The 17,303-nt window shown below is 40.1% G+C and carries 15 protein-coding genes; 8 read left to right on the top strand and 7 right to left on the bottom strand.

What is annotated here, in order from left to right; all coding sequences use genetic code 11:
• Positions 1 to 384: 384 nt before the first annotated feature.
• Together nadC and XEN7305_RS16730 are read left to right on the top strand one after the other, a co-directional pair.
• On the top strand, positions 385 to 1,239 hold the full coding sequence (gene nadC / locus XEN7305_RS16735) for a carboxylating nicotinate-nucleotide diphosphorylase (protein WP_006510661.1): 855 nt from the start codon (positions 385 to 387) through the stop codon (positions 1,237 to 1,239).
• Positions 1,240 to 1,287: 48 nt separating this feature from the next.
• Positions 1,288 to 2,229 carry a SprT-like domain-containing protein gene (locus XEN7305_RS16730; RefSeq protein WP_006510660.1) on the top strand — a complete coding sequence of 314 codons (942 nt, stop codon included), beginning with the start codon at positions 1,288 to 1,290 and terminating at the stop codon, positions 2,227 to 2,229.
• Positions 2,230 to 2,250: 21 nt separating this feature from the next.
• On the opposite strand, the gene XEN7305_RS16725 is transcribed toward XEN7305_RS16730, so the two are convergent.
• Positions 2,251 to 3,489, bottom strand: a complete 1,239-nt coding sequence (locus tag XEN7305_RS16725) for a CCA tRNA nucleotidyltransferase (protein ID WP_006510659.1) — start codon at positions 3,487 to 3,489, stop codon at positions 2,251 to 2,253.
• A gap of 79 nt (positions 3,490 to 3,568) precedes the next feature.
• Between XEN7305_RS16725 and XEN7305_RS16720 the strand changes: the two genes are divergently transcribed.
• Positions 3,569 to 3,817, top strand: a complete 249-nt coding sequence (locus XEN7305_RS16720; protein ID WP_006510658.1) for a Ycf34 family protein — start codon at positions 3,569 to 3,571, stop codon at positions 3,815 to 3,817.
• An 82-nt stretch (positions 3,818 to 3,899) separates the two neighbouring features.
• Here XEN7305_RS16720 and XEN7305_RS16715 read toward each other — a convergent pair whose 3' ends face one another.
• From XEN7305_RS16715 to XEN7305_RS16700, 4 genes are all read right to left on the bottom strand, one after another.
• Entirely contained in the window at positions 3,900 to 4,778 is an 879-nt protein-coding gene (locus XEN7305_RS16715) for an alpha/beta fold hydrolase (protein WP_006510657.1), read from the bottom strand.
• A gap of 65 nt (positions 4,779 to 4,843) precedes the next feature.
• Positions 4,844 to 5,353, bottom strand: a complete 510-nt coding sequence (locus XEN7305_RS16710) for an urease accessory protein UreE (protein WP_006510656.1) — start codon at positions 5,351 to 5,353, stop codon at positions 4,844 to 4,846.
• A 7-nt stretch (positions 5,354 to 5,360) separates the two neighbouring features.
• Positions 5,361 to 6,146 (bottom strand): exodeoxyribonuclease III, encoded by a 786-nt coding sequence (gene xth, locus XEN7305_RS16705; protein ID WP_006510655.1) that lies wholly within the window; start codon positions 6,144 to 6,146, stop codon positions 5,361 to 5,363.
• Positions 6,147 to 6,166: 20 nt separating this feature from the next.
• A complete protein-coding gene (locus XEN7305_RS16700; protein WP_006510654.1) occupies positions 6,167 to 6,517 on the bottom strand; it encodes a DUF760 domain-containing protein in 351 nt (116 codons plus the stop codon).
• Between the two features lie 407 nt (positions 6,518 to 6,924).
• Between XEN7305_RS16700 and XEN7305_RS16695 the strand changes: the two genes are divergently transcribed.
• The 3 genes from XEN7305_RS16695 to XEN7305_RS16685 all read left to right on the top strand — a co-directional run bounded on the left by XEN7305_RS16695 (position 6,925) and on the right by XEN7305_RS16685 (position 10,815).
• Entirely contained in the window at positions 6,925 to 8,418 is a 1,494-nt protein-coding gene (locus tag XEN7305_RS16695) for an aldehyde dehydrogenase family protein (protein ID WP_006510653.1), read from the top strand.
• Between the two features lie 139 nt (positions 8,419 to 8,557).
• Positions 8,558 to 9,874 carry an acetyl ornithine aminotransferase family protein gene (locus XEN7305_RS16690; protein WP_006510652.1) on the top strand — a complete coding sequence of 439 codons (1,317 nt, stop codon included), beginning with the start codon at positions 8,558 to 8,560 and terminating at the stop codon, positions 9,872 to 9,874.
• Positions 9,871 to 10,815, top strand: coding sequence for a DUF1338 domain-containing protein (locus XEN7305_RS16685; protein WP_006510651.1), 945 nt, complete (start codon positions 9,871 to 9,873; stop codon positions 10,813 to 10,815). The genes XEN7305_RS16690 and XEN7305_RS16685 overlap by 4 nt, the downstream gene beginning before the upstream one ends.
• 128 nt (positions 10,816 to 10,943) lie before the next feature.
• On the opposite strand, the gene XEN7305_RS16680 is transcribed toward XEN7305_RS16685, so the two are convergent.
• Positions 10,944 to 11,324 carry a hypothetical protein gene (locus tag XEN7305_RS16680; RefSeq protein ID WP_006510650.1) on the bottom strand — a complete coding sequence of 127 codons (381 nt, stop codon included), beginning with the start codon at positions 11,322 to 11,324 and terminating at the stop codon, positions 10,944 to 10,946.
• A 225-nt stretch (positions 11,325 to 11,549) separates the two neighbouring features.
• Between XEN7305_RS16680 and XEN7305_RS16675 the strand changes: the two genes are divergently transcribed.
• Both XEN7305_RS16675 and pcrA read left to right on the top strand, forming a co-directional pair.
• Positions 11,550 to 13,850: a hypothetical protein gene (locus tag XEN7305_RS16675; protein WP_006510649.1), complete on the top strand. Its 2,301-nt coding sequence runs from the start codon at positions 11,550 to 11,552 to the stop codon at positions 13,848 to 13,850.
• Positions 13,851 to 14,075: 225 nt separating this feature from the next.
• On the top strand, positions 14,076 to 16,400 hold the full coding sequence (gene pcrA / locus XEN7305_RS16670) for a DNA helicase PcrA (protein WP_006510647.1): 2,325 nt from the start codon (positions 14,076 to 14,078) through the stop codon (positions 16,398 to 16,400).
• Between the two features lie 51 nt (positions 16,401 to 16,451).
• Here pcrA and XEN7305_RS16665 read toward each other — a convergent pair whose 3' ends face one another.
• On the bottom strand, positions 16,452 to 17,294 hold the full coding sequence (locus XEN7305_RS16665; protein ID WP_006510646.1) for a CPBP family intramembrane glutamic endopeptidase: 843 nt from the start codon (positions 17,292 to 17,294) through the stop codon (positions 16,452 to 16,454).
• Between the last annotated feature and the right edge of the window lie 9 nt (positions 17,295 to 17,303).

Here is a 17,303-nt window from a genome sequence, read left to right as displayed (position 1 = left end):
CTTCTTTTGAGTTATCCTAGTTTGACTTAGGATTTTTCTTTTCTTATGTATTTTTGTTCAGGTACTAATTGTCTGTCAAAATTCTTCAAACTATTGATTTGTCTAGGTTCTGGGCGTTGTCTCGGGGTTCGTTTCCCTCAACCGCGCATTTACCAATGTATATCTCCTAAATATAAAAGTCAACCCCCTTTCCCAACTTTTTTTCCCTTTTTTTCGATCTAGAGAGAGAGTCAGCCTTTGAAATGCTTACAGGATAAAGGCTAAAGAAATTTCAATAAAAAGCAAAAAACATCATTTTTATTTTTTGACCGCTTTAACCCGAAAAAGCTTAGGATTTAACTCACTAAGCCTTACTTAAAATAGGATTGCCAGAATTACAAAATCATGGAATTAGCGATACCCTCGGGAATAGTTTTAGAATCTCTTTTGCGCCAATGGTTATTGGAAGATATTGGAAGGGGAGATATAACCACTCAAGGATTATTACTAAAGAACAGTCCGGGAAGGGCTGAATGGGTTATTAAGGAAGATGGAATAGTTGCTGGTTTGACGATCGCAGCTAGGGTCTTTGAGATATTGGATCGAGCAATTGTTTTTACCCCTTTGATTGCCGAAGGTCAGTTTTGCAGTTCTGGAACTAGGATTGCCGAGATAGAAGGTAAGTTAGAAGCTTTATTAGAAGGAGAGAGAACAGCATTAAATTTAGCGATGCGCTTGAGTGGGATTGCCACAGCGACTAGAAAATATGTGGAGAAGATTGAGGATTTGCCCACAAAATTGGTAGATACTCGTAAAACAACTCCTGGGTTGAGAATTCTGGAAAAGTATGCAACTCGTGTGGGAGGGGCAATTAATCATCGGCTAGGTTTGGATGATGCGGTGATGATTAAAGATAATCATATTCAGGCTGCGGGGGGAATTGGTAAGGCGATCGCGCTTATTCGCAAAAATATGCCCTATCCTCTGACTATTGAAGTAGAAACCAGTAATGAGGAACAAGTGCAAGAGGCAATTGAGCATGGAGCAGATATTATTATGCTCGACAACATGTCACTAGAGACGATGACTCAAGCCGTACAACTTATTCGAACAATGGATGGAAAAATAATAATTGAAGCTTCAGGGAATATTACGCTAGAGAGCATTGCTGCGGTGGCACAAACAGGAGTTGACTATATTTCTAGCAGTGCGCCAATTACACGTTCTCATTGGCTTGATCTGAGTATGAGATTTATTTGAAACTTTAAACTAATTGATCGCCTACCAGGTTGAGGAGAAATAGCTGTCATGCCGAGTCCAACCCTCAGAATCAAAAATATTGTTAAACAACAAAAAAATATTCAACAACAAATCGCACAACTAAAGCTTGACTATACTGCTGTCGAAACGGAAGCGATCGCACAGAATTTAATCAGTTGTACTCAAGCAATAGATCGTATTTGCCAGCAGAACAATGTTACCCCCGCAGCCCTCACTACCCCTTCTCGCAAAGCCTATGCTTGGATGAAATTTCTTAGCGATCGCCATAACTTCCAATTACATTTGGCAGCCTTTAAGAAAATCAAAGCTCTATCCCAAGAATTGATCTGGAATAATAAGCTAGATATCCAAGAAATTGAAGTTGAAATCACTAACTACAATGGCTTATTCAAATACAAGAAAAATCATCAAGGTAAGATTGAACTACAACTTAATGAAGGATTCATCCGAGCAGCAGAAAATGTTTTCCGAGCAATTATTAGGATAATCCTTCTAGGAAATAATTCCCAAGACAAACAATTAATCCGTAAATTTGGGTTAACAGAAGAATATAGTGATGTTGTTTTAGAACTTGATCTGATTGCCGATCTCGATGCCGAAGTCCCGCAAGGAGATCATTACGATTTGGAAAAAATGTTTCATCGGATTAATCAAGAATACTTTGCAGGGGAGATGGTTAAACCTCGTCTAACTTGGAATAAAATCCTCACTCATCGCAAACTGGGACATTATGAACCATTGCGGGACCGAGTAGTCATGAGTCGGACTTTGGACAATAAAAAAGTTCCTCAAATTGTGGTGGAACTAGTCCTGTATCACGAATTGCTCCACAAACATCACGGAATCAAATGGGTAAACGGAAAATCCAGGGCTCATACTCCCGAATTTCGCCGCAGTGAAAAACAGTTTAAGTCCTATCAAGAAGCCCAAAAATGGCTCGATAATTTTTCTGTTTTATCTTTGCAGTAGTTTCTTAGGAAACAATATTATTTATTTTCCCCAGTTATTAGCTAAATAATCAGTGGCAAAAAGCATTGCATCTTCAGCGTCAAAAATTTTTTCCTCAATATACGCAATTTGAATTTCTGTTAGTAATTCACCAATAATAGGAGAGGGGTTGAGATTTAATCTCAGAATCAAGTCTTTTCCTGAGACTAAAGGTTTTGGATGAGCTACAGGGTCTTGGGGGTTAAGATAACGCTCAATCATTGGCAAAATAATATCTTTGGCCACACCAGTTACGATCGCCCTGAGTGCCAAAATAGGAAAAAAGTTTTTAACGTCTAAAAAGAAAAAATACTGTTGGCGCAAACTCATGGTTGATTGTAAGATTTGCAGTCTTGGTAAATGTCTCACCGTAGCTACTACTGCCTTGATATGCGATCGCGAATATTTAAGCTTTTCTAATTCCAATTCTGCTATGTCAGGATCAGAAGACACCAAAGTGGATAACTTGGCTAACATCAAATATTTAGGCGTAGTCGACCCAAAGTTTGGCCATTTTTGGGTGAGAAACTGTTGAATTGTCTCAAGAGTTGCTATTTGGGCAAATTTTTCACGATTTAAATCACTCAACCAAGGATCTATTAACCCATCTTCCCAAGCTGCTTGTAACCATTTACTCCCTAAGGGACTTTCAAACAGATAAGTTAATTCATTTTGAACTCTTTCTGCGGCAATATTGGGTAAGAGATTCGCTAAATCATGAATAGTATTTCTAGTTTCAGAATCAATTTGAAAATCCAGTTGAGATGCTTGGCGATAGGCTCTTAATAGTCTTAGGGGGTCATCTTGAAGATTCTCCGGGGATACCATTCTAATAACACGATGCTCTAAATCTTGGATACCACCTAAAGGATCGATCGCTTTTCTTTGTCGCATGTTGTAGGCGATCGCATTTACTGTAAAATCTCGTCTTCGCAAATCTTTTTCTAAAGTCTCTCCTTCTTGTAGGGCAAAATCTAAGGTGCCTTGAGGAAAAACTACCCGAGCAATTTGTCGTGCATCATCTAACACAACAAATCCACCATCATATTTATGAGCAATAATTTTCGCAGTTTCGACAGCTTTTTCTGGTAAGACAAAATCTAAATCCCAATAGGGTTTGTGTCTTCCGAGTAAGGCATCTCTCACTGCACCCCCCACTAAACAGGTAGTAGAAGGTAGAAGACCAATTTCGAAAGGTAAATTTGGAAGAGTTAGATTTAATCTCGCCGTTTTCAATCTCATTAATTAATAAAAATCAAGCAAAGTTTCCAATATACTCTAGTTAGAGGTACATTAACAAGAAAGTACTTGCGTCAAGGTTATGTGTATTTGTGTGAACTGTCATTTTGTTGATCGCTGTCAAACTTACAATGCAGTGGAAACTCAACATCAACAGCCTCATCTTTCTGAGAACCCAGATTTTGAAGCCAAAGAACCTACTATCAATGTTAATATCCGCACCAACGATGATCTCATCGAAATGGAATGGGATGTGGTGGGTTGTCACAGTTTTCTCAGGGAAACTGGTAAATGGGCGAAGTTACGTCCAGGAGAACCAGTTCCAACTTAAGGGATGAAGGATGAGGAGTGAGGAAAGTTATTTAGTCTTTGTCCCTCCCTCTGCCATCTGCCATCTGCCCTCTGCCTTCTAATTATTTACTAGCGAGCCAATCTAGAATATATTGATTGACGATTTCTGGTTTTTCATCTTGGGGGCAATGGCCTGCTTGGGGAATGCCGTTAAATTCGACATTGCCATTTGCCGAAGCTAAATCTTGATAAATTTTGGCTCCTTTGATTGGTGTCCAAGGATCTTCCTCGCCCCATAAAACCAATAAAGAATGTTGTAGATTGGGTAATAGTTCCTGGGGAGTTTTGCCAGGGGGAGCAGTGAGAACTGAGGCAAAGACTTCTTGTGCTCCAGGATCGCAGGATGGCTCGTAGAGCATTTCTACTAATTCATCTGTGACCGCGGCGCGATCGCGATAGACCTGATAAAGAGTATTGCGAATTCGTTTCTTTTGTCGAATCCGATTAAAGATAAATTTTCCTGTAATTGGGGAACTAACTAGTTTCGTAAAACCTCCCATAACCAGACGTAAAGGAAGGTTCAACTCATCGGGTCGATGATTCAATCCGCCAGCACAGTTGATTAGGACTCCTCCATTTGACATTTCAGGATGCTCTGTAACCAACATCAAGCTGAGTAACGCGCCTATAGAATTGCCAATAAAAACTGTAGGTTGATTGATATGAGCTAACCAAAAATCTCTAATTTGAGACTGCCACAAGTCTAAGCTGTAGTCTAAAGGGGGTTTTGCTGAGTCTCCAAAACCTAGTAAGTCAATCGCATACACCTGATAACCATTGGCAGCTAAAACGGGAATATTTTTCTTCCAATGGCCGATGGAAGCGCCAAACCCATGAATTAAGAATAAAGGTTCGCCCTCGCCAGCTACGGTGTAGCGAATTTGATGATTTTGCCAAGTCCAATCTAGTTTATTAAAAGTTTTTTCTACAGCTAAGGTCATGTCTTAAAATCGGTATTTTAGGATTATTGTTACATTTTTTCATGAGCAACGATATTTCCTCGACTTCAGTGACTATGTTTTGACTGGGGAATTTCGCGATCGCTGCTCGTCTCGAAAGTAATCTTCAAACCAAGGATATCTAGTTCTTCAATCATTTTGATCAGAACTTTAGCCTCAGTAATCAGACGCACATAAATTTTGTTCTGTTCAATTTGAATTGGATAATGATGATTACCTAAAATATGACCCAAACTGACCAACTTCATATCGTAATTATTATTGAGAGAATCTTCAAAACTAAGAACCATTAATTTTTCTGATTTGAGTTTAATTAATACTAAATTCTCACTCTCGGTTTCAAAAACATCTCCCGCACGAACAACCAAATCACGACTTTTAATAATTCCAATTTCGACACCAGAACTTGAGTCGACTAAAATTCGACCTTTAACAAGATCATTTTTTTGCAAAAAAACTTCTAGATAACGATTATTGTTACGAGCAATTGTTAGGCGTTGTTCCAACGCAAAATCTTCTGTAATGTTCCCGAGATATTTTTGTGCGATTTCTTTCATTTACTCTTCAAAATTCAACGACAACTGGAGCATGATCACTAGGTTTTTCCAGTTTTCTCGGTTCAACATCGATCCAACATTTAGTAGCACGATTATATAATTCAGAAGTTAGATACATGTGATCGATCCGCCAACCGCGATTACGACGAAAACCCGCCGCTCGATAATTCCACCAACTAAAATGCCCCTCTTCTGTAGTGAATTTTCGAAAAGCATCTTGGAACCCCAAGTCTAAAATTTCTCGTAAGGCTTCTCTTTCCGGGGGAGAAGACATAATATGTTTTTCTTTGTCTTTATCATCATAAATATCGCGATCTTCAAGGGCAATATTAAAATCACCACAAATGCAGATCTCTGTATCTTCTTCTTGGTCTAATACTTGCAAATACTCTTGTAATAATTTGAGCCAAGATAATTTATAGGAGTATTTGTCGTCTCCAATTGCCGCACCATTGGGAACATAGAGATTGACAATCCTTACTCCATCGAATATTCCTGTAATCACTCGTTTCTGAAGATCAAAATCACCAGCGCGATCGCCAATGATTGGAGCAAAACCACAGGAAACATCTTTAAGAGGATTGCGACTAAACATTGCCACGCCATTATAGGCTTTCTGCCCTGAGATATGAAGATGATAACCGGCTTCTTCAAAAGGAGTAAGGGGAAACTGTTCATCTCTTACCTTAGTCTCTTGTAAACAAAGAACATCTACGGGGTTGCTTTCAAGCCAATCTATAACAATCTGCTGACGAGTCCGAATCGAATTGACATTCCAGGTTGCAACTTGCATTATTGAGTATTTCTAATGGTTTAATGATCGCGAGTATTATTTCCCCAAGAACTAGATTCAGAGAAACTCTCTTCTAAATCCATTCTCTTTTCTACTTGGGAGAGAAAATATCCAGTCATCATTGCCGAAGCCAAAAGATTAGCCAAATTTTCGCGATCTGTAGTGACTTTGACATTGAAATCTTCAGAAGGCAACATTCCCACTAAACCTTGAACATTATGAGAAATAATTTGTTTGATCTCAGGACTAGCCGATTGGGCTATTCTCGATAGGATTTCAGGATGTTGTTGACGCAAATATTGCATCAAAGTGTTCTGTACTTCTTCATGTTGTGGTGATTCGGAGTCCGAAAAATCGAAGTTAAATACCATTAGTGACCTAAACTAAAGATGTATATTATTTGTACTCTTACACATTATTGATTATAACTGCTAAGTTGCATAAACTTGACATCTTTCCACTGATATTATCCTCGAATAGTTATTAATTGAGGAATTGCTGATTGCAGTGAAGCTACGATTAAGCGTCGAGGTAAGACGCCAAGGCAAACTCACTAAGGAACCCTTTATAATTGGAAAGGAAAGCTAACTAGACATCAACGATTTAAATATTATTTTGACAAAATATCTGCTTTGTGTATTGTGAGACCCCAAATTGGATATCTTGTTGCTATGCTGGAAGCGAATTTTATGGGTAGAGGGTTAGCTTAGCCTGCTACTGTTGGCTTGTGCTAGCCTCATAAGATTTATATAATCTCCAGCTCAAGGAGGCTAGTTCGGTGAATAAACCACTCACTTGTCGCAATTACATTAACGGACAGTGGAGATCGGCTCAATCGGGAAAATTTTTTGAGAGTCTGAATCCTGCTAACTGGGGTGAATGCATTGCTAATGTACCTTTATCTAGTGAAGCTGATGTCCAGGCTGCGGTTGTTGCTGCTCGACAAGCTTATCTGTCTTGGAGGCTAGTTCCGGCACCTGTCCGCTCAGAAATCATTCATCAAATTGGTCAAGGATTATCGTCTCGCAAAGAAGAACTAGCTTCTGTTATGAGTCGAGAAATGGGCAAAGTTTTGACCGAAGCCCAAGGAGATGTCCAGGAAGGAATTGATTGCGCTTTTTATTATGCAGGAGAAGGTCGTCGTTTATTTGGCCAGACTACTCCTTCAGAATTAAGCAACAAATTTGCCATGACTATGCGCATGCCGATTGGGGTTGCTGCTTTAATAACTCCCTGGAATTTTCCCGTAGCGATTCCTTGCTGGAAAGCATTACCGGCTCTGGTATGTGGCAATACTATAGTTTTTAAACCAGCTAAAGATGTTTCTGCCTGCGCAACTCTCCTGACCGAAATTTTTGCTGATGCGGGAGTGCCGCCAGGAGTTTTTAACTTAGTTCATGGTTCAGGGCCAGAAGTTGGTCAGAGCTTGACTACCCATCCTGAAATTGACCTAGTTTCTTTTACTGGCTCGTCGCAAACTGGAGCTGAAGTGGCAGCGATTTGCGGACGAAGTCATAAGCGAGTTTCCCTGGAAATGGGAGGGAAAAATGCCCAGATTGTGATGGAAGATGCAAATCTGGAGCTAGCCCTAGAAGGTGCGATCTGGGGAGCTTTTGGTACAACAGGACAACGTTGCACTGCCACAAGTCGTCTAATTTTACATCGGGATATTAAAGCTGATTTTACGTCAAAACTTTTAGAAAAAACCAGCAAATTACAGTTAGGTGCAGGAACTAATCCTAATACTGATGTTGGCCCTTTGATCAATGAGGCTCAGTTAAATCGAGTTAAACATTATCTAGAAGTAGCTAGAGAGGAAGGTGCGACTGTTCTTACTGGAGGGAAGGTGGCTCAGGGTTCAGGATTAGAACAAGGTTATTTCTTTGAACCTACCATTCTGGATAATGTGACATCTCAGATGAGGGTGGCTCAGGAAGAAATTTTTGGCCCAGTGGTTTCACTAATAGAAGTGAAATCATTTGAAGAGGCGATCGCGGTTCTCAATGACTCTCGCTACGGTCTTTCTTCGGCGGTTTATACCCAGAATGTTAATCGGGCTTTCCAAGCAATGCGAGATATTGAAGCTGGCATTACTTATATTAATGGTCCCACTATTGGAGCAGAAGTTCATCTACCTTTTGGCGGGGTCAAAGCTACTGGGAACGGTCATCGAGAAGCCGGTAGTGCGGCATTAGATATTTTCTCGGATTGGAAAACTGTCTATGTCGATTTTTCAGGCCAGTTACAACGAGCTCAAATTGACAATAGATAACTAAACGAGGGCAGAGGGCAGATGGCAGATGGCAGAAGTTCTCTTGTTCAGATAAGGGATTTTAAATCCTTAAGGATTAAGGAGAAAGCCCGTTAGAAATTTACTTATTACTAATTACTCATTACTTATTACTTAAAAAATGTTTACTATAACCAAATCTCACAATATAGAATCCCCCAAGTTAATAACTTCACTGCCTGGGCCCAAAGCCAAAGCAATTATTGATCGCGATCGCGCTGTGACGTCTCCTTCTTATACCAGAGAATATCCCCTAGTTGTCGAGAGAGGTTTAGGTTGTCTGATCGAAGATGTCGATGGCAATATTTTTTTAGATTTGACCGCAGGAATTGCAGTGGCGGCGACTGGTCATGCCCATCCTCAGGTGGTTCAGGCAATTCAAGAGCAATCAGCCAAGCTATTACATATGTGCGGCGCTGATTTCTATTACGAACCCCTCGCACAACTAGCAGAAACCATAGCTGCCAGAGCGCCTTTTCCCCAAACTGCTCAAGGTGCTAAAGCCCGAGTCTTGTTTACCAATTCTGGTGCAGAATCTTTGGAGGGAGCGTTAAAGTTAGCAAGGTATTATACCCAGCGTTGGCGAGTGATTGCTTTTGTCGGAGGCTTTCATGGACGTACCTATGGCGCAATGTCGCTGACTGGCTCTAAGTCAGTTCAATGCCAAGGATTTGGGCCTTTAGTTCCTGGGGTCACCCATATTCCCTATGGCACTCATGAGAGTTTAGATTACCTAGAAAAACAGCTTTTTACTTCGATGCTGCCGCCCTCGGATGTAGCAGCTGTTGTGGTAGAAGCAATCCAGGGAGAGGGCGGATATATCGTACCGGTCGATGGTTTTTTAGAAAGGTTAAGAGAAATTTGCGATCGCCATAATATACTTCTGATTCTCGACGAAGTGCAATCTGGGATGGGACGCACAGGTAAGCTTTTTGCGGTTGAACATTGGAATGTTATGCCCGATATTATCACTCTAGCCAAAGGAATTGCTAGTGGTTTACCCTTGGGCGCTATTTTATCTCGTCCAGAGATTATGACCTGGCCACCTGGCTCCCATGCCAATACTTTTGGTGGCAATCCAGTAGCCTGTGCTGCGGCCAATGTTACCTTAAAATTGCTGGAAGATGGCTTAATCGAGAATGCTCGGGAACGAGGTCTAGAGCTAGAGGAAGGCTTAACGCGATTAGCTTCTGATTATCCTTTTATTTCCCAGCCTCACGGTAAGGGATTAATGCTTGCGATCGACATTTGGAACCAACAGGGGCAACCAGATCCAGCTAAGCGCGATCACATTCTCCAAGACGCTTTTTATCAGGGTCTAATACTCCTTGGTTGTGGCAAATCCGCAATTCGCTTTTGTCCGCCTCTGGTAATAACTTCTGAACAAATTGCCGTTGCCCTCAATATTCTCCATGAAATATTCAAAAACTACTCATGAACTCACCCTATCTTGCCCAAGAACTATGGGCTCAACTCTGGGAAATCTATCGTCAACGTGTTAGCTATGCCCAAATCTATGAAACGATGATTCAAGATGCGGGGGGCATGGTGGCGAATGATCATATTGCTTTCCGTTCTTTGCGATTGATTGTGGATAGTCAATCTAGCGTATCTAGATCCGTCAATTTAGGAATTCCCTATCTAGAAAAGATTGTTAAATGGTTAGGTTACGAGGTGGCAGGGGAATATGAATTCAGAGATCGCAATCTTTATGCTCGTCACTATCGACATCCGGCACAAGATGAGTTGGATTTACCAAAACTCTTTATTAGTGAACTGATTGTGGAGCAATTACCACCATCTCTTATCCTCGCGATTCAAGACACTGTGCGATCGGGTTCGTTTTTCGATCCATCGTCTCTGCAACAATCATCCCTGGCATCAGAGAAAGATTATAAAAAAATTGCTCAAGCTTTAGTTCCTGTCTTTACTAGCCCTTGGTTACCTCCGAAACGCACAATAGTAGAAGCCGTAAATAAAGTAAGTCAATATGGAGCTTGGGTTCTGTTACACGGCTATGGAGTTAATCACTTCACAGCTTATATTAATCGGCAAAATACTCCGACCTATCCTGATATCGAGACCACGGCTCAAGCTTTGGCTAGTCAAGATGTACCGATGAAAGATAGCTTTGAAGGGGGGCCGACTAGCGGATTAAAACAAACAGCGACCCATGCTGTGGTTGAACCGGTAACAGTTCTTGATGAGCAAGGAGAGCCGGAGCAAATACTCTGGAGCTATGCTTATTATGAACTAGCCCAGAGATATTTTAGAGAAGATAAGACTGGAAAGAAAAGTCTTTTTGAAGGTTTTATTGCCCCTCAAGCACAAAATCTTTTTGATATGACAAAGGCTATAAGAGAGGGGAAAGTTAACTGAATATTGCAATTAATCAATGTGATTGGGGTTGATGGTTATTATTATAAGTAGGCAAATAAGAAAAGACTTAACTATGTAACAAAATATTGAGCTCGAATTAAATCTAAAACGTTCTACTGAGTAGTTTACTAACCCTGGGCTTCAAAATCATCCTCGCGTAATTTTGCTGTGCCATCTGACTGCAATACCCAAAGCTCTTTATGAATAACCCCTTGAGCTTTATTCATTTTCCACCCAGATGTGAGCACCGCACTCACTTCATCAACAATTTCTATATTAGGCTCAATGTAATCAACATTTGCAAAACCATCATCAATCAACTTTTGCCAAAAACCCTGAATTTCCTCAGTTCCAGTAAAAATGCCAAAAGGTCTGGCATGCATCACAGCATCTTTTTCATATTGGCTTGCACAACCAGCAGCATCACCTGAATTAAAAGCCAATTTCCAGGATTCACTTGCTTTATTAACAGCTTCTAAAATAGCAAATTTCTTTTCATTAGTGAGCATATGGGATTTCTTTAGCTATTGGGCTGGAACAATTATATAGACAAAACATAATTTAATCTGCTAGCTAAGAGTTAAATATGATAATCAGCTGAAATTTTTCTAATTTTTTCTAATAACCAATTCATCAAGAGTTCAAGTCCTAATCGCAGAATAATTACCATGTTCAAATAAGTTGGATATTCAAACAACACTATCTCTCAATCAATACCTTTTGATATATAAGTCATGACAGAACAACTAGAAAGCCCAATCATTGTCGAAGATGAACAGACTGTAACTATCTCCAACAGTGTCATCGCGATCGCAGGACAACCCGCAGTAAATATTCCAGGAAATAATGCTCAACTCATCGTTACGCCCACAGGCGAAATCTCCGCTCCTGATGATGGCAATACAGCAATTCAATCATTGGGTAATCAAGTCGAGATTCTTAACTCTGGCAATATTTTTGGAGATTTTAACGGTATCGACTCCGATGGAGATTACTTTAATCTGACTAATCACGGAACCATCGCCTCTAATAGTCGTGCGATTCAATTAGACGATGGAGATGGAATTACCCTAGAAAATACAGGTTCCATTATCGGTACTGACAACCAACGCAACGGTACAGTTTATATTGATGGAACAGTGGATGATGTTACTCTTGATAATCAACATCTTATCGATTCGGGAGAAGGGAATACAGGAGATGGCCTATCAACACAAGTCGGGGCGACCAGCGAAGATTCTCTAAGTGAATCTATCAATATCTTTAACAGTGGCTCGATTATTGGTCGTGGACAAGCAGAGTTTGCTCCTGGCGAAGGCCGTTTAAGTGCTAATGGTTCTAGCGGCGTTCGCTTTTTTAATGGCTCTGTTTCCCCTGAAGCCACAGTAACGGGCTCTTTGAGCAACATTGGTTTTATTTCAGCAGAAGTAAATGTGGGTTTTCTTGGTGGTGTTGTTGTAGAAGATGGCGTGGGATTCGATGGCTACATTGATAACGAAGGTTTAATTACAGGGCCCCGCAACGGTTTGTATATCGGGAATGCCAATCATAATCTGACTATTAATAATGCTGGTTCCATCACTTCTGGTAGTCGAGCTGTCAACCTAGATGGCAACAATATTCTGTTCAATAATACTGGCTTAGTTCTGGGAACGGGAAATCAACGTAACGGGACTGTCTATATAGATGGTACTGGTGACAATATTACGATTAATAATACTGGTCTTATTGATGCTGGTGAGGGAAATTTAGGTGACGGTGTAACTATACAAGCTGGCTCAGCTAGCGAAGATTCTATAAGTGAATCCATCAATATATTCAACAGCGGCTCGATTATTGGTCGTGGACAAGCAGAGTTTGCTCCTGGCGAAGGCCGTTTAAGTGCTAATGGCTCTAGTGGCCTTCGCTTTTTTAATGGCTCTGGTTCCCCCGAAGCTACAATAACTGGATCTTTGACGAATACTGGTTTTATTTCAGCAGAAGTCAATGTGGGTTTTCTTGGTGGCGTTGTTGTAGAAGATGGCGTGGGATTCGATGGCTATATTAACAATGAAAATGTAATTACAGGGCCTCGCAACGGTTTGTATATCGGGAATGCCGATCATAATCTGACTATTAATAACTCTGGTTCTATTTCTTCTGGCAGTCGGGCTGTCAACTTAGACGGTGACAATATTCTGTTCAATAATACTGGCTCGGTTCTAGGAACTGGTAATCAACGCAACGGGACTGTTTATATAGATGGTACTGGGGATAATATTACGATCAACAACACTGGTCTTATTGATGCTGGAGAAGAAAATTCTGGTAGTGGAATTTCGGTTCAAGTTGGCTCAGCAGATGGTTTTGGAGAAGGGATTGATGATCTTGAAACCTCAGTGAATATTATTAATAGTGGTTCGATTTATGGTCGTGGGACGGAAAATGTTGGAGCTGGAATACGGCTATTTGTCGGTTCGGGACTAACTGAATCGACTTTTAGTGGCGAGATTATTAATGAGGCTGGAGATCTCATTCAATCGGAAACTGAAGCGGGAATTCTGATTGAGGAAGGAATTATCTTTAGCGGTGAAATCATTAATTATGGAACTATTAGTGGTGGCAATGGTTTGGCGATCGATGCGGCTGGTGCTAATGGTCAAATTATTATCGAAAATAATGGCAGCTTAGATGGTGCAGTCCAACTAGGAGAAGGCAATGATCTTTTTGTGCAAAATTCCAGCGAAAATGTCCAGGTTATAGCTGGTGGGGGAAATGATACCCTGATCGGTGGTGCAGGAAACGATACTCTAACTGGTAGTCATGGGTCTGATACTTTCAGTTTTGGAGTTGATTCTGGTTTGGATATCGTAACTGATTTTGAGAGTATCGATATCTTGGATGTCAGTCTGTTCTATAACAATGTTGATCAAGTTCTTGGTGCGACAACGCAGAATGGCAATAATACAGTCATCGACTTCGGTGGTGATGATTCAGTTACTCTAGAAAATGTTGCTGTTGGAGATTTAACCGCTGATAATTTCCTATTTGCATAGGTCGTATGCGTTCAAAGTAAAACTTTAAGATACCGCAGCAATTCTCTATTTTTTTCACCATGAGAGTTGCTGCTGCTTTTGATTATTTATTATCGAAGTTGCGAATAGAAACAACTGCTGTGACTGAGATTTCTGGTTTTGAGGATATTTCTCAACTTTAAAAATACAAAGGAATATCCTATCTACGGTAATATAAACATACTAAAACTGTTGTTGTTAGCTTCTATGACCGCCAGTACAGAATTTCTCAGCCATCTCAATCCCTCTCAACGTAACGCGGTAGAACATTTGTTTGGGCCGATGTTAGTCGTCGCAGGAGCAGGCTCAGGTAAAACAAGAGCTTTAACTTATCGGATTGCCAATTTAATTCGTCATCACGGTGTAGATCCAGAAAATATTTTAGCAGTCACCTTCACAAATAAAGCAGCCAAGGAAATGCGAGAGCGCATTGAGAATATTTTCTCTCAAGATTTGGCGCAAGAAATTCATGGTCAACAATTAGAGGTTTTACCAGAATACGAACAAAAAAAAATACGTTCTAAAATATATAAAAAGATTACTAAGCCTCTATGGATGGGAACTTTCCATAGTTTATTTGCTCGCATTTTACGTCTCGACATTAACAAGTACCAAGATGAAAAAGGACGTACTTGGAAACAAAATTTTTCTATTTTTGATGAATCAGATGTGCAGAATCTGATGAAGAATATTGTCACCAAGCAATTGAATTTGGATGATAAAAAATTTGAGCCACGTAAGGTACGCTATGCAATTAGTAATGCCAAAAATCAGGGTTTAACTCCTCAAGAGTTCCTCAAGCAAGAACCAGGCTATCGCGGCCGCATAATTGCCGAAGTTTATAACGAATATCAGTCTCAACTAGCTGCCAATAATGCTTTGGATTTTGATGATTTGATTTTAATTCCCGTCAAATTATTTCAGCAAAATGAATCTTTACTCGGCTATTGGTACAGTCAATTTCAACATATTTTAGTTGACGAATACCAGGACACCAATCGCATTCAATATGATATTGTCAGACTTCTGAGTACTAATAATGAACCTAATAAGCAAGAATGGGATTGGCGAGGGCGATCGCTTTTCGTGGTAGGAGATGCCGATCAGTCTATATATTCTTTTAGGTTAGCTGATTTTACTATTTTACTTAATTTTCAACAGGATTTTGGGGACGGATTACCTGATGATGATACGAGAAGTATGATCAAATTGGAAGAGAATTATCGTTCCCGAGAAAATATTATCCAAGCGGCGAATGCACTGATAGATCATAATAGCCAACGGATTGAGAAAATATTGAAGCCGACTAGAGGAGTAGGAGAACAAATTTATCTCCATAAGGCAGAAGAAGAGCAACAAGAAGCCAAGTTTGTGGTTAAACAAATTACCTCTTTAGTCAAGGATAATCCCGAATTAAATTGGGGTGCTTTTGCCATTTTGTATCGGACAAATGCCCAGTCTCGTCCTTTTGAAGATCTGTTGATTCAAGGTAATGTTCCCTACAATATTGTTGGAGGCTTGAAGTTTTACGATCGCAAGGAAATCAAAGATGCCTTGTCCTATTTGAGATTGCTCGTTAACCCCGATGATACTGTTAGTTTGCTACGCATTATTAATACCCCTCGTCGAGGAATTGGCAAAACAACTATTACCTCTTTGACTGATGCCGCACAACAATTGGGCGTTCCTCTGTGGGAAATTTTAAGTGATGAAACTTCGGTCAATACAATGTCGGGAAGGGCGGCCAAATCTGTTGGCAAATTTGTAGATTTAATTAAAACAACCAAAAGTAAATTAGAATCATACACCGCAGCTGAAATTCTCGATTATGTGATGGAACAATCGGGATATGTCGATGTTTTAAAAGAACAAGGTACGGATGAAGCGGATAATCGTTTGGCGAATATTCACGAATTATATAATGCGATTACTCAGTTCCAGGAAGACAATGAGGAAACTAGTTTAGAGGCATTTTTATCAAGTGCTGCATTAGCTTCAGACTTAGATGATTTGGAGGAAGGAGATGAAAAAGTTTCTCTAATGACTCTTCATTCGGCCAAAGGTTTAGAATTTCCTATCGTTTTCCTTGTCGGTATGGAGCAGGGTTTGTTACCTCATAGTCGTACGCTTCAAGATCCTCTACAACTAGAAGAAGAACGTCGCTTGTGCTATGTAGGGATCACTCGTGCCGAGGAACAATTATTTTTAACTTATACTAGGGAACGTCGCCTTTGGGGTTATCGAGAACCCGCGGTTTCTTCCCAATTTCTGAAGGAAATTCCCGAGGATTTGATCTCTAGTAATATTACTAAATCTAGTTATCGTCGTCGTCGGCAAAAGGAAGAGGCTGGTGAGGTTGAGACTGCTATTGACTGGTCAGTCGGCGATCGCGTTTTGCATAAAGAGTTTGGCGAAGGACAAGTTACTCATATTCTCAATGGAGGAACGAAACCAACTCTGGCGGTAAAATTCCTCGACATGAAAGGAACTAAAATTATTTCTCAAAATATCTCGATGGAGAAGATCGAGTGAATTAAGGCAGAAGGCAGAAGGCAGAGGCCAAATGCTGACGCGCTCGTTGATCTACTTTTTCGGGGCAAGGGCAAGGAATTTTGTTCTCATCAAGATCGCGAGTCCGGTTAAAAATATTAATCCTAAAATCCCTGCAATAGGATTTCCGTCAATTCCGGTTACCCAGTCTGGCACTTGTTCTGTATATGTCAACAAATTTCCCACATTGAGAATATAGTAGCCCCAGACTAAACCGCTATGTAGTCCAATAGCTATTCCTAGGCGATCGCGTTTACTCCATTTAGCCCAAACTAAGGCCGAACTCAAAATTATATAAGCTGGAAAAGTAACAAAGGTTCGAATAATTTCTCCTAAAGGTTTGATGAAATGAGCTAAGGCAAAAATTAGACTATTAAGCCATAAAGATTTATTTTTACTAAAATCTTGCTCCAACTCTTTTAATAACCAACCGCGAAAAACTAACTCCTCAGCAACACCAATTCCTAAAGCACTAATAAAACCTTCGATAATAATTCTTACTAGGGATAGCTCAATGGGATTAATCGTAACCCAACCCAATATTGCCTCAATGAAAAATAGACTCCAGCAAACGCCAACGCCGATCGCTAATCCAGAAAATAGCTCAATAAAATTAAGACGATTGGCAACTAAACCATAACTAGTAAAAATCTTCGGCTGTTGGTAAACATATTTACCCCATAATTTTTGTAAGGCAATAAAGTCTACCAAGAGCAAGCTCATAATAATAATCGTTGCCAAATTGCGATCGCCAGTCAATATAGAATTGAGCGGAATTGCCAAGGGTAGCCAAATGATTAACAAACAAACCAGAAAACCTATCAGTCGTAACCATACTGACTTAGTCTTTAAAAGATGTAACTTATCAAGTAACAATTAATTATC

It is taken from the genome of Xenococcus sp. PCC 7305, assembly GCF_000332055.1.
In the GTDB taxonomy this organism is placed as follows: domain Bacteria; phylum Cyanobacteriota; class Cyanobacteriia; order Cyanobacteriales; family Xenococcaceae; genus Xenococcus.
This window is presented reverse-complemented; position numbering and strand designations above follow the sequence as displayed.

Bases quoted from the DNA above. Each gene is read 5' to 3' on its own strand.
- nadC (WP_006510661.1), top strand. From the start codon at position 385: ATGGAATTAGCGATACCCTCGGGAATAGTTTTAGAATCTCTTTTGCGC.
- XEN7305_RS16730 (WP_006510660.1), top strand. From the start codon at position 1,288: ATGCCGAGTCCAACCCTCAGAATCAAAAATATTGTTAAACAACAAAAA.
- XEN7305_RS16725 (WP_006510659.1), bottom strand. From the start codon at position 3,489: ATGAGATTGAAAACGGCGAGATTAAATCTAACTCTTCCAAATTTACCT.
- XEN7305_RS16720 (WP_006510658.1), top strand. From the start codon at position 3,569: ATGTGTATTTGTGTGAACTGTCATTTTGTTGATCGCTGTCAAACTTAC.
- XEN7305_RS16715 (WP_006510657.1), bottom strand. From the start codon at position 4,778: ATGACCTTAGCTGTAGAAAAAACTTTTAATAAACTAGATTGGACTTGG.
- XEN7305_RS16710 (WP_006510656.1), bottom strand. From the start codon at position 5,353: ATGAAAGAAATCGCACAAAAATATCTCGGGAACATTACAGAAGATTTT.
- xth (WP_006510655.1), bottom strand. From the start codon at position 6,146: ATGCAAGTTGCAACCTGGAATGTCAATTCGATTCGGACTCGTCAGCAG.
- XEN7305_RS16700 (WP_006510654.1), bottom strand. From the start codon at position 6,517: ATGGTATTTAACTTCGATTTTTCGGACTCCGAATCACCACAACATGAA.
- XEN7305_RS16690 (WP_006510652.1), top strand. From the start codon at position 8,558: ATGTTTACTATAACCAAATCTCACAATATAGAATCCCCCAAGTTAATA.
- XEN7305_RS16685 (WP_006510651.1), top strand. From the start codon at position 9,871: ATGAACTCACCCTATCTTGCCCAAGAACTATGGGCTCAACTCTGGGAA.
- XEN7305_RS16680 (WP_006510650.1), bottom strand. From the start codon at position 11,324: ATGCTCACTAATGAAAAGAAATTTGCTATTTTAGAAGCTGTTAATAAA.
- XEN7305_RS16675 (WP_006510649.1), top strand. From the start codon at position 11,550: ATGACAGAACAACTAGAAAGCCCAATCATTGTCGAAGATGAACAGACT.
- pcrA (WP_006510647.1), top strand. From the start codon at position 14,076: ATGACCGCCAGTACAGAATTTCTCAGCCATCTCAATCCCTCTCAACGT.